The following is a 14,159-nucleotide window of genomic DNA, read 5'->3' as shown; positions in this document are numbered from 1 at the left end:
TAGGATCATACGTTAAGGAAAGGTTTATGTTGAAACAGGTTTTTTTGCTGGCCGTAGTCGTGCTATGCACTGCATGCGTGTCTCAAGCAAATCATACAGATAAGATTGAGCAATGGTTAGATAAGCCTGCTCACGTTCAGGCGCAAGCTATTGCGAGTGGCGACACGACATCTGCTGAGCTCGTTAGCGGTTATCTTGCGCGAATCGAACGACTAGATGAAAAGGTAAATAGCGTCTTAGCGTTGAATCCTAACGCGCTGACCGAAGCGAAGGCCATCGATAAACGACTAGCGAATGGCGAGACGCTTGGCCCTCTGGCAGGTATTCCCGTGCTGCTTAAAGATAATATAGAAAGTAAAGAGATGCCCACCACAGCGGGCTCAATGGCGCTTATTACTAATGACACTGGTCGCGATGCGCCTATCGTAGAAAAACTGAAAGCGGCAGGGGCAATTATTTTGGGTAAAACCAATTTGTCTGAATGGGCAAACTTTCGCTCTGAATCCTCTATCAGCGGCTGGAGTGCAGTTGGCGGGCTTACCCGAAATCCCCATATGCTATCAAGAAGTGCTTGTGGCTCGTCATCGGGCTCGGGCGCTGCCATGTCACTTCGCCTCGCGTCACTTGCCGTGGGCACCGAAACCAATGGCTCTATTATTTGTCCGGCATCCATAAACGGGGTAGTCGGCTTTAAACCAACCGTGGGCTTGCTTTCCAGAACTCACATAGTGCCTATTTCTTTCAGCCAGGACACCGCAGGACCAATGACGTCTAACGTTCAAGACGCCTGGCTGATGACGGCAATCATGGCGGGCCCTGATGCAAGCGACAACGCGACACTAGACGCTGAGTCTCACCGCCCTTCTATGCCAACATCGTCAATGCTGGCTACAGATTTAAAAGGCAAGCGTATTGGTGTGGTTAGGTACCGCCAGGGCGATAACCCTCATGTACTGGCTGTTTATGAAAAGGCGTTGAACCAGCTTAAAGCATCGGGCGCGACGCTGGTGGACATCAGTGACTTCTCTCAGCCAGATTCATTTTGGGCCGACTCCTATAATGTTCTGCTGAGCGAGTTCCATCATAGTATTAACGAATACTTGTCGGGGTCGCCGGCAGAACTCCCTGCAAGGAACTTGTCTGAGCTTATCGATTTCAATAACAAAACAGAGCGCGAGTTAGCGCTATTCAATCAAGACATTTTCGAAAAATCGCTCGCGTCGGCAGCCATTGACAGCGAAAAGTATCAAAATGCACTGCGCCTTATTCAAGACACGGCGGGCAAAAATGGTATTGATACGTTGTTAGCAAAGCACAATGTTGATGTACTAGTTGCGCCCTCAAACAGCCCTTCTTTTTTAATAGACGGCGTATATGGTGACCATTCGCCTGTCGGTTTCATCGGTATCGGGTATTTGGCCGCAATTGCAGGATATCCGCATCTCACAGTGCCCGCTGGACAGGTGAAAGATCTTCCTGTGGGGATTAGCTTTATTGGTGGAAAGTGGCAAGACGAAAGCGTGTTGAAAATAGGTAGAGTCTTTGAAGCAAAACACGGCTTCTTCATTAAGCCTGGCCTTCTGCCTACACGTTTTGACAACCCAGCGCTAAAAGGTATCGAAGACGGAATTGACGTAGTTCGCTAGCGGGAAATGAGGATACATAATCGTATTTCGCCTCAACAGAAACGAAAAAAGCCCTTGGTTTAACTCAAGGGCTTTTGAACGTCTTTTCTTTCGATTGGTTAGCCAGGCTTTTTCACCCAAGCGCTACACCAGCCATCAGCGTTAACAAGCTTATTAGGGAAAATGTTACAAGGGCGGTGTTGTTCGCCATCGGCGCCCTGCACGTACATGCAGTTTGCGCATTTTGCACCTTCAACAGTTGACGACGGTGTGTAGTTCAGTGCTTTTGCAGTAGGGTCATCAGCACTCAATTGTTCTTGAGCCTGAGCACGTAACGCTACACCACCTAATGTAAGACCGATAACCGTCGAGCCAGAAAGCTTTAAAAAGTCACGGCGATTTACAGATTTCATAACATTCTCCTTAAGAGATAGAAACGATAATGATTCTTTTTTATTCAGTGCCTTAAACGCAAAAACCTGCCCAAAGAGGCAGGTTTTGTTTCATGTTTAAATACTATCTCTTTTTGAAAAAAGATCGAACGAAATGTCGCACTTTCGCTTGATCCAGATTAAATAAACTTCAGAGTTACAATCTTAAGTATTGAATATAAGACCGCTGGACAGTTTATTAGTTCACTTCACGGTTAACTTTACATCGGGCTTTGCATATGCAAATTGCGCAATTCGTTGTGTGCTGTGGTAGCTGTCTAGGCCTGAGATACAGGCCGTTTGCGCTTGCTCTATATCTGCATAGCCGTCTGAATCTATTATTTGCTCAGGAACGTAGAGCTCCTGGATTTCGCCGATAACCATTTCGGTTTCATTAAGCAAAGTAAAATGCTGTGCTACTTTTAAGCCCATTTTAATTTCACTTTCTTTGACATACGGCGCACTGAAGGACTCACTGAGCTGCGCGGTTAACCCAACGGCTTCAAATTCACTTTCATCTGGCGCATAGCGGGCTGATGTTTGGTGGGCTTTGTCGACCCAGTCAACAGACACGTGATTTAGCGAATAAAAGCCCTGCTGTTTTATATTGCTTAACGTATCTCGCGTGACGGTATGAGGACGCATGATCATGCCAATGAGAGGCGGGTTTGCACCGACATGAACAATAGAGCTCACTATAGCCAAATTGTTTGTAACGCCGTTTGTTGTACCCACCAAAGTCGCCGATTTAAAACCAGACAAACTATTAATTAGGTTTGCGCGGTAGCGCTGTGCAAGGGCGTCTATATCACCGCGGGTAAACTGCTTAGTCATTCTCTCTTTCTGCCTCTATCTGAATGTCATCACCGTGCTGATAAGCAGTAAGCTCAATGGGCTGACAACACACTTGGCAGTCGAGCACCTGTACTTGGCCAACATCGTTAATTTCATCTATTTCAACATCATTTGGGGCCATACAGTAAGGACAGGAAAAGCTCATGGAACGAGTTAAACTCATATTTAAATGCCTTTGTAATCACTAATGCTATTTGTTACGTAATGCAAAGACGAGTGGATTTTCTTTTAGACACGCCCCTTGTATCTGATTTTAAGAGAAAAGGGCAAGACTGCCATTTGACGCTTATGAGTAATCAGAAAACTGGGTGCACAAACAATAGATGTGATAGACGAAAAAGGTGACCTTGTGGCAAATAAAGTTGGTCAATGCCCGTGCTGTAATAGAGAAACTCGCCTTACTTACCATCATCTTATTCCGCGAAAAATGCACAGGCGTACCTATTTTAAAAAGCACTTTAGCAAAGCGGAGCTTCAGGACGGCATTTACATTTGCAGACAATGTCACAGCGGTATACATCGATTTTATGATGAGATGACGTTGGCCAAACACTACTTCAATTTGCAGCGTTTATTGGCAGATGCGCAGCTTTCTTCGTTCTTTCATTGGGTGTCTAAACAGCGCGTACGCGTGTAAAAGTACACGCTGTGCACTATTAGCAGCAGATGTGATACCCAATCGCGGAGGATTTAATTTGATTCGCGTGGCTGTATAAATATACACTATTGGTGTTTTCATAGCCAAAGATACCTCATGCGAAAAGATTTACCGCCACGTTATTACCTTACACACTTTCACGAGTTCCTTGGGTTCTTTGAGGGTGCTAGCAGGGCGCTTCTAAGTGACGAAGCCACTGACTTTGTTAGGCGTTTTAAAGCGTTAGACGATGACAAACAGTGTATTGTTGTGCGCGCTGCAAATCGCAAGTACGCAGTGATTGACAGGACGCAGTTCAATTATAGCGAAATCGCTGTGCCACAAGAGCAAATAGATTGGCTTACCGACAACGGCTGGTTTGGTGACCTTACCCACGCTTCGCTTAATGACATCGCAGGTGTCTTGACCAAGAATGCTCTGCTTGAGCTACTTGCTGAATACGGCAGTATTCAGGGGCTCGCATCTCTCACCAAGCCTAAACTCGTGACGTTGCTTAATGAACATATCGAAGCTAGAGGCTGGCCAGAGCGCTTTTCGCTAGATAACTACTTAGTGTGCTTGTTCGACGATGCACTTCGCTATTTGCTGTTTATCTATTTTGGTAACACCAAAAGCCGTCTAAATCAGTTTTCTATGCGCGATTTAGGCGTAATGAGAACCCGTTCTGATTCCGTAACGGATACGGCGCGTTTTGAAACTAAAAGCGACGCCCAAGCTTCATGGTTTTACGCTAACCATTACAGCCAGTTAGCTTTTTATAACGATGATATGTTGCTTGCCATTGCCGAAGGTGAACTGCCCATTACAGAAGGTGTGTCGGCCTGTTTTTATCGCGACCAGTTTCTCTATGCATTAGGCCTAAAAGTACTGATGTTTGATAGAGCGAAAGGGCTAGAAGTATTGAAAGCGGCGCAAAGCGATAAGGCAAAAGAAAAGTGGTTAAGAGAGAGCTACAAGGACGGAAATGAAAATAGTGTTAAACAGACCCTTGAAGAGATAATTGATAATCCGCAATCGGATACGCTGTTAGCATTTGCAGAAGATTTCTATGCCCGTAAATACCACAAAAAACGCACCAGCACGGTTACCGACATGCTTCGCAATGCTAGCCGTACACTGGATATTGACGTAAGCCAAAACCAACAGGTTGAGCGTGGTGTGCTGGCGCATTATGCAAGGCGCGGCATTGAAGGCTGGCGCACGGAAAACCGATTATGGCGCAGTTTGTTCGGCCTTACCTTTTGGAAGCAACTTTACGAAGAAGACACGCTGGTTACGGAGTTTGATCGCAGACCGTTATCGCTTAAACAGAATAACTTTTACGCTAAGTTTGAACACAGTATTGAAGCGTTGTTACAGGCGCTTGATAGCAAAGAAAAACTGCGTTTTCACATTCACAAAATGGCCACGATGCACTATGGCAAAGTTAATAGCCTGTTTATGTGGTCTAGTCATTTGCTTACGCCTATAGAAGCGCTAATTGAGCATGGTTCGCTAGATTCGATTTATGCTTTACTTCGCATGATGTGCAAAGACTTTGAGAGCCTCCGAGATGGCTTCCCCGATATCATGGTATTTGACGGCGCACTTCGCTTTGAAGAAATCAAAGCGCCTGGCGATCAGCTTCGCCGAAATCAGCTGGTTTCAATTCAACGTTTGCAGCAAGCTGGATTTGACGTTGCGGTAACAACAGTGAAATGGATACGCGACCCAGCACAGCCTTATGTTGTGGTAGATATAGAGACCACTGGAGGAAACAGCAGCTACAACCGGATTACCGAAATAGGTATGGTAAAACTTGTTGGTGGGAAAGAGGTAGACAGGTTTCAAACCCTGTTAAATCCGCAGCGCCGCATTCCTAGCAACATTACCCGCCTTACTGGAATTTCGGATGACATGGTGGCAGATGCTCCGCTTTTTGCTGAAGTAGCGGAACACGTGGCAAATTTCACCGAAGACGCTGTGTTCGTTGCTCACAACGTAAACTTTGACTACGGGTTCATCAAGCAAGAGTTTGCAAGACTAGAGCAAAGTTTCAGGCGACCCAAAATGTGTACCGTTCGCGAAATGCGTCGCACCTATCCTGGGCTGCCTTCTTACTCGCTGGCAAACTTAACAAAGCATTTTCACATAGAAATGGAGCAGCATCACCGCGCGCTGAGCGATGCGAAGGCCGCCGCCGAGTTGTTGAAGCTAGCGTTTGAAAAAGACGATGAGCAAGTGAGCGTTTAAGTCGGCCACTAATTGTTTGGAACTTTAGCGTAGTTGAACTGAACAAAATGAGCCGAAAATAAGTATGTAGTGGGGTTAAACACGCATATTGAGATGTAAGAAATGGCATTAACTGAAGAACAAGAATCACGGGTAATTGAAATGGCGTGGGAAGACCGTACGCCTTTCGAGGCAATAGAGCGTTTATACGGGCTGCCTGAAAAAGATGTGATAAAGCTTATGCGTAAAAATCTCAAACCGAAAACCTTCAAGAACTGGCGAGAGCGCGTGTCGGGTAGAAAAACCAAACATGCCAGCCTGCGCCCTGAAGGTGTGGACAGAGGATACTGCCCCTCTCAGTACAAATTTAAAGGCGCTAATAAGTAGCGTGTAGAAGCCTTTCCTATAGAAGCGGAACTGCCTTACGTTGTAGCTGCCTTTATTTTTTGGGAGGCGAAATAGTAGTAATCGGCAAAAGAAACGCAGTTAACTGCTGACGCATGGGGGTAGGAAAAACGATCGTGTTTTCTGATTGCAAAATACTCTTCGCGTGTTGAACCTGACGCAATAGATTTTGATAGGTGTCGTTATTTTGCTGAATCGCTTCTACCTTGTTCATTACAAGCTCAATGAACTCTGCAGGAGAAACGTCTGCATGTTGTTTGATCTCAAACGCCAGTGCCTTTAGCACGTAGGCTTCCCACTCCTTTCTATAACTGTCTTTCAGCCGTTCCGGGTAAAGCGTTAAGTCAGATATATCTTGCGCTAAGTCTACGATATCGAGAGGATCATCAAAAAGGACGCGAAACGCAAGCACCGCTTCATCGGAGAGTCGGGAAATGGGAAGTTTTTCTTTGAACTGAGCGTAACGGCTGGGCACAAGAACACCTTCAAATTACGATTATTAGAGTTAAACAGTACGAGCTTTAGCGCTTCATTAAACTAAAGTTTAATAAACTCAACTTTAAGTTTAAAGCTCAAGAGATTAAAAATACGTAATCTGCGGCAATTGAACTCACAATGGCGACAAGCCGTAACTTATTATGCACTGTTAAAGTGTGTACGCGTTCTTGCTGTTTGGCCCATCGTTTGATGGGCCTTTTTTATGTGGAGTAGGCGCTTCGTTTCATTCAACCATCGAAGGAGAGTTTTACTCCTGCCAGTAATCGACTGACGCTATCTACCACATCAGCTCTTATAAACCATTCAACATCATGCTTCTCCGATAGCACGCCACTAAATTCCAGAGAGCCGCCGTGACCTGTTCCTAGAAAGTCTTCAATTAATTCAGCGCGCTCACCAAAACTACTGTCTATATAGGAATAGTAAGCAAAATATTCGATAGGATATGATGTGTTAAAAGCGCTTGCAGCGAATTCACCGCTGGTGCCCACTACAACTTTCGCAGCACTTTCATCAGTACGCTGCACTAATTCAATGAACGCGGTATCTTGTTCATTAATACGTAATCGATATTCTGCCCGGGCAAACGTACCGTTCAGCATTCTTTCAAAACTGGCTTCGTAGCTATGTCGTTGTCCCATCTTGGCCGAATATTCAATTTCGAAATACTCATCCTCTCCGCCAAAATTAAAGGCTTCAGATGCTTCAGCATTTGCAAGTTGACCAACGACTATTTCAATGGCGGTGTCGTTTTGCAATTGCCTCACATGACGTACCCCCGTTATCCAACCATCTTTCGACAAGCCGGTGGAAGAAACACGCCCTTTGTAAGTTGGAATAACACCTAACTCAGTTTTCCCCGAATCGGTTTCATGCCTTAAGTACAGACGCCTTGCGTAGAGATAATCAGTGTTGTCGCTGCCGAATGTATTGTGACTTGATGAAAAGTCATCGCCAGTCACCACAAAGCTGTTTACTGACCACGCAGAAGTGATGGCAAGAGAGGGATAGTAACGCAGTCGATATTGTTCGCGGCTCGGGCGGTTGGAACGATTATCGTAACGAACCTGAATATCTAGCTTCTGTGAGAAGGTGGGCGCTATTTGTTCTGCCTGCGCGTTAGTTCCTGCAATGGCTATCAGCGGTAAAATAAACAAAAAAGGATTTCGCACCTGTTTAACCCTAAACAACATGATTAAGTAGTTTATACATTAAATCTAATTACTTAGCGCAACGAATAGCGGTTTAAGGAAAAAAATACAAAAAAAGCCGGCAGGGATGCCGGCAATAAGTGGAGTGGGACTCCAATGAGGGTAAAACACACAAAAGCATTAAAACTCAGGGAGATGTCTTAAAACTTGTATGCAGTATAGAACCAAGTTTTAAATAGGAAAATCGTTAAAAATTGATTGTAGTAATCGGAAAATTAGAATGTGCTGAATAGCGAATAGCGAATAGCGAATAGCGAATAGCGAATAGCGAATAGCGAATAGCGAATAGCGAATAGCGAAGAAAGAAAATTGGGCTACACAAAAAACAGCGTGTAGCCCAAAGGGGGGATTAGGCTAAACCTAGCTTCTTCTCTAGGTAGTGGATGTTGGTTCCACCCGCGAAGAAGTTTTCATCGGCCATAATGGCACGCTGAAGAGGGATATTCGTTTTAATTCCTTCAACCACAATCTCTTCAAGGGCGTGGCGCATACGAGCAATCGCTTCGTCGCGGCTTTCACCGTAAGTGATAAGCTTGCCTATCATTGAATCGTAGTAAGGAGGTACGTGGTAGCCCGCGTAAATATGCGACTCCCAACGAATACCTAAACCACCTGGCGCATGGAACATATCGATAGGACCAGGGCTAGGAATAAAGGTTTGTGGATCTTCTGCGTTAATTCGACATTCAATAGCGTGGCCACGAATTTGAATTTGCGACTGATCAATTGACAGTGGCTGACCGGCTGCAATGCGAAGCTGCTCTTTAATAAGGTCAACGCCTGTGATCATTTCAGATACAGGGTGCTCTACCTGAATACGGGTATTCATTTCAATGAAATAGAATTCACCGTTTTCATATAGGAACTCGAAAGTACCTGCTCCGCGGTAGCCAATTTCAATACAGGCTTTGCGGCAGCGATCGCCAATCTTGGTGCGCATTTGCTCAGAAATACCCGGTGCAGGCGCTTCTTCAACCACTTTTTGGTGGCGACGTTGCATTGAACAGTCACGCTCACCTAAGTGAATGGCGTTACCTTGGCCATCGGCTAATACCTGAATTTCAACGTGACGTGGGTTCTCAAGGAATTTTTCCATGTAAACCGTTGAGTTACCGAATGCAGCGCCAGCTTCCGCTTGCGTTGTTTCAATGGCTTTAATCAACTCAGCTTCGCTGCGCACCACGCGCATACCACGACCACCGCCGCCGCCCGCAGCTTTTACGATGATTGGGTAACCAATGCGCTTAGCAATGGCTTTGTTGCGCTCTACGTCGTCAGTTAGCGGGCCGTCAGAACCGGGTACACACGGTACGCCTGCTTTTTTCATGGCGTTGATAGCAGAAACTTTGTCACCCATAAGGTTGATAGTTTCAGCTTTAGGGCCAATGAAAATAAAGCCGCTTTTTTCTACCGCTTCAGCAAAGTCTGCGTTTTCCGCTAGGAAACCGTAACCTGGGTGAATAGCAATAGAGTTAGTGACTTCTGCAGCAGCAATAATGCGAGGAATGTTCAGGTAGCTTTCGGTTGCTGATGCTTTACCAATACAAATTGATTCGTCAGCCAGCAACACGTGCTTCAAGTTTTTATCCGCAGTAGAGTGCACTGCTACGGTTTTGATGCCTAGTTCTTTACAGGCTCTCAAAATACGCAGGGCAATCTCACCACGGTTAGCAATAAGTACTTTATCTAGCATAGTTAAGCACTCGCTTATTCAATAATGAACATTGGCTGGTCAAATTCTACAGGGTCTTGGTTTTCAACCAAGATTGCCTTAACCACACCGGCTTTATCTGCTTCAATTTGGTTCATCATCTTCATCGCTTCAACGATACAAAGCGTGTCGCCAACTTTCACTTGCTGACCCACTTCTGCAAATGCTTTTGCCGTTGGTGAAGATGCACGGTAGAACGTACCTACCATTGGAGACTTAACAACGTGACCTTCTGGCTGAGCTGGCTCTGCTGGTGCTTCAGAAGCAGTGGTAGCGGCCGCCGCTGGAGCAGGTGCCATTTGCGGTGCAGCAGGAGCTGCAAAGCTGTAGTTCATTGGCGCTTGAACACCCGTTGGGCCACGGTGGATGCGTACAGACTCTTCGCCTTCAGTGATCTCTAGCTCGGCAATGCCAGATTCTTCCACTAGTTCGATGAGTTTTTTAATCTTTCTAATATCCATGTTCTGTCTCTGCTTTATTTATGCGATTTCGGTAAGTTGATTGCTGCAGTTAGCGCGAGCGAGTAGCCCATGGCACCAAGGCCAACAATGACGCCAGCTGCAACATCAGAAAAATAGGAATGATGACGAAACGGTTCACGGGCGTGAACGTTCGACAAATGCACTTCAATAAACGGGATATTGACACTTAATAATGCATCGCGAAGGGCGACGCTGGTGTGCGTGAAGGCAGCAGGATTAATAATAATGGCATCAACAGTACCCATAGCAGCGTGCACGCGATCAATCAGTTCAAACTCAGCGTTTGACTGAAAATGCGTTAAGGTCACGTTGCTTGACGCAGCCTGCGCCTGCAAATCATCTACGATGTCTTGCAAGGTTTGTGTGCCGTATTTGTCGGGTTCTCTTTGGCCTAACATATTCAGGTTAGGGCCGTTCAATAACAAAATATTCATCTAGTTTGCTGCTATCTTCGGGAAAAAGTCACGGTTATTGCCATTTCAACAAACTTTTGTGACAGTTGCACGAAAAAAAGCCAATAAATTTGCTCGTTGATTGTGTTAAATGCTGATTATAGTGATAGATAAAGATTTCGCAGCAAAATACTGGTCTAATCAGGTGTTTTCGGCGCAAAGTTTATTGGAAAGTTTGCTTATTTGCTGCCTGTGAAACCGCAGCATGCTGCACTCTCAGAAGGCGTTAGTGGGGGATGAGATGGCAGTTTTAACGAAAAGTATCAGTATGTATTGCTATAAATGCTAAGGCGAGGCCTTAGTTAGGGCGCTGTCGAAGGAAAAGGGGACACTTACGTACTTACCATGGAATTTGGCTACATATATGCCAAAGTGAAGGTGGGGTAAGGAAGAAAACCCCGTATTGCCGGTATAACCGATAAGCTGCCCGAGTTCCACGACTTGCCCTCTTGTCACAGCAACACCTTTATATTTCAGGTGGTAGTATTCGCCGGTGGTTCCGTCGCTATGAAGAATAACAACGTAGTTAGCGTATTTTGCAAACTTCGGCGTTGGCCCGCCTTTCGTGCCGTCATCTTTCGTGTCGATCACTACGCCTTCCCGGGCGGCTAAAATAGGTGTACCTACAGGCGCGGCAAAATCGAGAGCATACCTTGACGCACCAGAATGACTAAAATTGCCGTTAAAGCCTTGAACAATACGGTATTTGCTAGCTGGCTGTAGCGGTGGCAGATACGTATAGGCGTTGTCGTGTATCGCGTCTACGCGCCCCACCGTCCATTTAACGCGCATAGATGCCCAGAATGCGTCGGCATTTTTTACTACGCCAAGGGGCACTTGGTCATTGGTATCTAAAAATGCGTTAACGTGGGCTTTCGATTTAAGCTCCCCATTGCCTGTGGGAATGTCTTGCATAACATTGGAATACAGAGTTAGCGCTACGGGCAATTCTACTTTTCTCTGTACTGAGACTAAATAAAGAGAAGAAGACGAAGGCGTAAGTTCAAAACAAAAGCGTTTGTTATCAAAGCACCCCGTGGTTTTCGCTGTTACTGATAGGGAAAAAGTGAGCGAAATAAATAAGAAGGCCAGCATTGAATCCAACCTTCTTTTCTGAACCCCGTTTCTACCCAAGATAAAGAGAGCAGCGCTTCGCACTGCTCGCCATACTCGCCATATGAGAAGAGGAAAGTCCTGGAATCGACGCGCCTTAGTCCAAGCGACCACTTTGACCGTCATTAGTGTTAGACCCATTGTTAAGCCACTCGTTTACGTGACCGGCAAAGGCGTCTGCTTTCATAAACCCGGTGACACGAGCTTTGGTTAGCTCGTCGCCGTTTTCGTCAAAGAACAAAATGGTAGGCAGACCTAGCACAGTAAAGGTGTCAAAAATCTCCTGACGTTCTGGTGTGTTATCGGTAAGGTCCATTTGCATCCATACCGTATTACTAAGTGCAGATACCACTTTCTCGTCAGGGAAGGTGTACTTTTCAAATTCCTTACAGGCTACGCACCAGTCGGCGTACAAATCGACCATTACGGTTTTACCTTGTGCGTTAGCCGCCGCTATTTTATTACGTAAGTCTGCCAAGTCTCGCGCAACAACAAAGTCTGGATGCCCTGCGTGGACACCATCAGAGTGCTCGCCCCAAAGTCCGGTGTTGAGACCTGCTTGATAGGTAAGGCCAGCACTTCCCATAATGCCTATTGCAACCACAACAGCACGTACAAGCTTCATCAGTGAGTTTTTGCTGGCGCGATTGAGTACCCAGTAGTAACCGAACAAACCGAAGCCAAGCAATCCCCATAGGAAGCCAGTGGCAGGGCTATTATATAAACGCTCAATAAACACAATGGCCACGGCAAGCATCATGAAGCCAAAGGTAACCTTAACCACATTCATCCAGTTACCTGCTTTAGGTAGGAGTTTTCCACCTGTCATGCCGAACAGAATAAGTGGAACGCCCATACCTATGCTTAACAAGTAAAGCGAAACAAAACCTAGCGTCATATCGCCAGTTTGAGCGATGAATAGCAATATGCCGGTTAGCGGCGCAGTAGTGCAGGGTGAAGCGATAAGACCAGACAATACACCCATAATAAACACCCCTGCAAAGCTGCCGGGTGTTTGATTGTTACTCATGTGAGTGAGCTTTTCTTGATACTTTGCTGGCAGCTGAATTTCAAAGCCACCAAACAGAGCAACGGCCAGCGCCACAAATAGCACAATGAATACGCCCAGCACCACAGGGTGTTGAAGCGCAGCTTGAAACTGCGCTCCGGCTACAGCAACCACTAATCCAAGCAGCGAGTAGGTAATCGCCATACCTTGAACGTAAACAAAGGTTAGCCAGAATGAATGCGATGCGGTTTTAGGTTTGCCCTGACCAATCACAATGCCCGACACTATGGGGTACATGGGGAACACGCAAGGGGTAAAAGCTAAGCCTACGCCTAGTGCAAAAAATAGAGCTAAAGTGAGAACAAGGTTATCTTTATCAATTAGCCTTTGCGCTAAATCGAACTGCTCGCTTTGCGAAGAGGTTGCTGAGTTATTTGGTTCTGAGGCCGTATCTGTTTCAGCAACTGCACTGCTTCCCACTTCATTTAAATACACGACTTTCACTGTGGGCGGGTAGCAAAGCCCTGCGTCAGCACAGCCTTGATAGCGAATTTTTACTACGCCGTCACTGAGTGCTGACTCAATGGGTAAGGTAATAGATACGCCGTTATAAAACACTTCAGACTCGCCAAAAAACTCATCCTGAATCATTATCCCATTTGGGTACTCAGGCTCGCCAATTTCGGCTTGTTTCGCCACAAACTTAAACTGCTTTAGATACAGATAATAGCCTTCCGCAATATCGAAACTTACCGTAAGCGCGTCGCCTTTTTGGTTAAAATCGAACGCAAACGCTTGGTCTACATCTAAAAACTGGGGTTCATCCACGAACGGATCGTCAAAGGCATTGGGCACCTGAGCCAAGACGAACGTGCTTAATAACGTCATTAAACAAAATGCTGAAAGTACATAAGCGCTAAAGCGACGAAACAGTGAAGCTGATGCAGTGCCTGATGGAAAAGGAGGTAAAGTCATAAAGTTACAGTTCATTTTTATCTATTTTGCGTTGTCGTTATTTTTATTAGAATTACGTTTTAACTAGCGCTGTAGCGTGGTTTGTAACCACTGACCGTAAGCGCTGCTAGCCTCAGCATTAAGTTCTAACCATTCAGGGACATCGTACGGATGTAGTTCGCTTACTCTATCGAAGGCCTGTAAAACGTGTTGTGTGTTCGTTTTAATAAGCAGTTGGCATTCTGCGTCGGTTTCCACCTTCCCCTGCCACTCATAAACGGACTCTATACTCTTGATTATGTTGACGCAGGCGGCAAGCTTTTCTTCAACAAGCGTGCTGGCAATTAACTGCGCTGTCTTTTCATCGGGCGTGGTGCACAATACAAGCTTAATTGTCATGAACTTTTCCTACTTTATTTCGCGCCTGTTACTTTGCTAATGGGTCGATATGTAATTGACCTGAAAAGTCGCACTATTCTTTCATAGCTACAGTATATCACGGTCGTTATCGGTCGCTTTAAGTGGCTATTTAAGCGAAAGGGTG

Annotated in this window: 15 protein-coding genes; 4 read left to right on the top strand and 11 right to left on the bottom strand. The window is 45.7% G+C overall.

Annotation, left to right across the window (positions count from 1 at the left end):
- Positions 1-26: 26 nt before the first annotated feature.
- Positions 27-1,646 carry an amidase gene (locus tag BZA03_RS12250; protein WP_110288931.1) on the top strand — a complete coding sequence of 540 codons (1,620 nt, stop codon included), beginning with the start codon at positions 27-29 and terminating at the stop codon, positions 1,644-1,646.
- Positions 1,647-1,744: 98 nt separating this feature from the next.
- On the opposite strand, the gene BZA03_RS12245 is transcribed toward BZA03_RS12250, so the two are convergent.
- The 3 genes from BZA03_RS12245 to BZA03_RS12235 all read right to left on the bottom strand — a co-directional run bounded on the left by BZA03_RS12245 (position 1,745) and on the right by BZA03_RS12235 (position 3,074).
- Complete coding sequence (locus BZA03_RS12245) at positions 1,745-2,038, bottom strand: high-potential iron-sulfur protein (protein WP_014951285.1); 294 nt, start codon at positions 2,036-2,038, stop codon at positions 1,745-1,747.
- A gap of 222 nt (positions 2,039-2,260) precedes the next feature.
- Complete coding sequence (locus tag BZA03_RS12240; protein WP_110288930.1) at positions 2,261-2,890, bottom strand: flavin reductase family protein; 630 nt, start codon at positions 2,888-2,890, stop codon at positions 2,261-2,263.
- A complete protein-coding gene (locus BZA03_RS12235; protein WP_014951283.1) occupies positions 2,883-3,074 on the bottom strand; it encodes a CPXCG motif-containing cysteine-rich protein in 192 nt (63 codons plus the stop codon). The genes BZA03_RS12240 and BZA03_RS12235 overlap by 8 nt, the downstream gene beginning before the upstream one ends.
- Positions 3,075-3,260: 186 nt before the next feature.
- Here BZA03_RS12235 and BZA03_RS12230 point away from each other — a divergent pair, with 186 nt between their 5' ends.
- The 3 genes from BZA03_RS12230 to BZA03_RS12220 all read left to right on the top strand — a co-directional run bounded on the left by BZA03_RS12230 (position 3,261) and on the right by BZA03_RS12220 (position 6,167).
- Positions 3,261-3,548: a hypothetical protein gene (locus BZA03_RS12230; protein ID WP_230598863.1), complete on the top strand. Its 288-nt coding sequence runs from the start codon at positions 3,261-3,263 to the stop codon at positions 3,546-3,548.
- A gap of 117 nt (positions 3,549-3,665) precedes the next feature.
- Positions 3,666-5,801, top strand: coding sequence for an exonuclease domain-containing protein (locus BZA03_RS12225; protein ID WP_110288929.1), 2,136 nt, complete (start codon positions 3,666-3,668; stop codon positions 5,799-5,801).
- A 102-nt stretch (positions 5,802-5,903) separates the two neighbouring features.
- The gene (locus BZA03_RS12220) at positions 5,904-6,167 is read left to right on the top strand and encodes a TIGR03643 family protein (RefSeq protein ID WP_110288928.1); all 264 of its coding nucleotides are present in this window, start codon (positions 5,904-5,906) and stop codon (positions 6,165-6,167) included.
- A 52-nt stretch (positions 6,168-6,219) separates the two neighbouring features.
- On the opposite strand, the gene BZA03_RS12215 is transcribed toward BZA03_RS12220, so the two are convergent.
- From BZA03_RS12215 to cutA, 8 genes are all read right to left on the bottom strand, one after another.
- Positions 6,220-6,660: a hypothetical protein gene (locus tag BZA03_RS12215; RefSeq protein ID WP_110288927.1), complete on the bottom strand. Its 441-nt coding sequence runs from the start codon at positions 6,658-6,660 to the stop codon at positions 6,220-6,222.
- Between the two features lie 250 nt (positions 6,661-6,910).
- Positions 6,911-7,855: a hypothetical protein gene (locus BZA03_RS12210; RefSeq protein ID WP_110288953.1), complete on the bottom strand. Its 945-nt coding sequence runs from the start codon at positions 7,853-7,855 to the stop codon at positions 6,911-6,913.
- A gap of 388 nt (positions 7,856-8,243) precedes the next feature.
- Positions 8,244-9,587, bottom strand: a complete 1,344-nt coding sequence (gene accC, locus BZA03_RS12205; protein WP_039228980.1) for an acetyl-CoA carboxylase biotin carboxylase subunit — start codon at positions 9,585-9,587, stop codon at positions 8,244-8,246.
- A 14-nt stretch (positions 9,588-9,601) separates the two neighbouring features.
- The gene (gene accB / locus BZA03_RS12200; protein WP_014951276.1) at positions 9,602-10,066 is read right to left on the bottom strand and encodes an acetyl-CoA carboxylase biotin carboxyl carrier protein; all 465 of its coding nucleotides are present in this window, start codon (positions 10,064-10,066) and stop codon (positions 9,602-9,604) included.
- Between the two features lie 14 nt (positions 10,067-10,080).
- A complete protein-coding gene (gene aroQ / locus BZA03_RS12195) occupies positions 10,081-10,521 on the bottom strand; it encodes a type II 3-dehydroquinate dehydratase (RefSeq protein WP_014951275.1) in 441 nt (146 codons plus the stop codon).
- 303 nt (positions 10,522-10,824) lie between these two features.
- Positions 10,825-11,634 (bottom strand): M23 family metallopeptidase, encoded by an 810-nt coding sequence (locus BZA03_RS12190; RefSeq protein WP_110288926.1) that lies wholly within the window; start codon positions 11,632-11,634, stop codon positions 10,825-10,827.
- 115 nt (positions 11,635-11,749) lie between these two features.
- Entirely contained in the window at positions 11,750-13,636 is a 1,887-nt protein-coding gene (locus BZA03_RS12185; protein ID WP_110288952.1) for a protein-disulfide reductase DsbD, read from the bottom strand.
- Positions 13,637-13,699: 63 nt separating this feature from the next.
- Positions 13,700-14,014 carry a divalent-cation tolerance protein CutA gene (gene cutA, locus BZA03_RS12180; RefSeq protein WP_110288925.1) on the bottom strand — a complete coding sequence of 105 codons (315 nt, stop codon included), beginning with the start codon at positions 14,012-14,014 and terminating at the stop codon, positions 13,700-13,702.
- Positions 14,015-14,159 lie beyond the last annotated feature (145 nt).

Source organism: Alteromonas sp. I10 (assembly GCF_003201515.1).
GTDB lineage: Bacteria > Pseudomonadota > Gammaproteobacteria > Enterobacterales > Alteromonadaceae > Alteromonas > Alteromonas macleodii.
The sequence above is the reverse complement of the archived record's forward strand: the minus strand, read 5'-3'. Positions and strand labels throughout refer to the sequence as shown.

What these genes read in the sequence shown, in the direction of transcription:
- BZA03_RS12235 (WP_014951283.1), bottom strand. Translation starts at nt 3,074, where the DNA reads ATGAGTTTAACTCGTTCCATGAGCTTTTCCTGTCCTTACTGTATGGCC.
- accC (WP_039228980.1), bottom strand. Translation starts at nt 9,587, where the DNA reads ATGCTAGATAAAGTACTTATTGCTAACCGTGGTGAGATTGCCCTGCGT.
- BZA03_RS12225 (WP_110288929.1), top strand. Translation starts at nt 3,666, where the DNA reads ATGCGAAAAGATTTACCGCCACGTTATTACCTTACACACTTTCACGAG.
- BZA03_RS12245 (WP_014951285.1), bottom strand. Translation starts at nt 2,038, where the DNA reads ATGAAATCTGTAAATCGCCGTGACTTTTTAAAGCTTTCTGGCTCGACG.
- cutA (WP_110288925.1), bottom strand. Translation starts at nt 14,014, where the DNA reads ATGACAATTAAGCTTGTATTGTGCACCACGCCCGATGAAAAGACAGCG.
- BZA03_RS12250 (WP_110288931.1), top strand. Translation starts at nt 27, where the DNA reads ATGTTGAAACAGGTTTTTTTGCTGGCCGTAGTCGTGCTATGCACTGCA.
- BZA03_RS12190 (WP_110288926.1), bottom strand. Translation starts at nt 11,634, where the DNA reads ATGCTGGCCTTCTTATTTATTTCGCTCACTTTTTCCCTATCAGTAACA.
- BZA03_RS12240 (WP_110288930.1), bottom strand. Translation starts at nt 2,890, where the DNA reads ATGACTAAGCAGTTTACCCGCGGTGATATAGACGCCCTTGCACAGCGC.
- BZA03_RS12220 (WP_110288928.1), top strand. Translation starts at nt 5,904, where the DNA reads ATGGCATTAACTGAAGAACAAGAATCACGGGTAATTGAAATGGCGTGG.
- BZA03_RS12185 (WP_110288952.1), bottom strand. Translation starts at nt 13,636, where the DNA reads ATGACTTTACCTCCTTTTCCATCAGGCACTGCATCAGCTTCACTGTTT.
- aroQ (WP_014951275.1), bottom strand. Translation starts at nt 10,521, where the DNA reads ATGAATATTTTGTTATTGAACGGCCCTAACCTGAATATGTTAGGCCAA.
- accB (WP_014951276.1), bottom strand. Translation starts at nt 10,066, where the DNA reads ATGGATATTAGAAAGATTAAAAAACTCATCGAACTAGTGGAAGAATCT.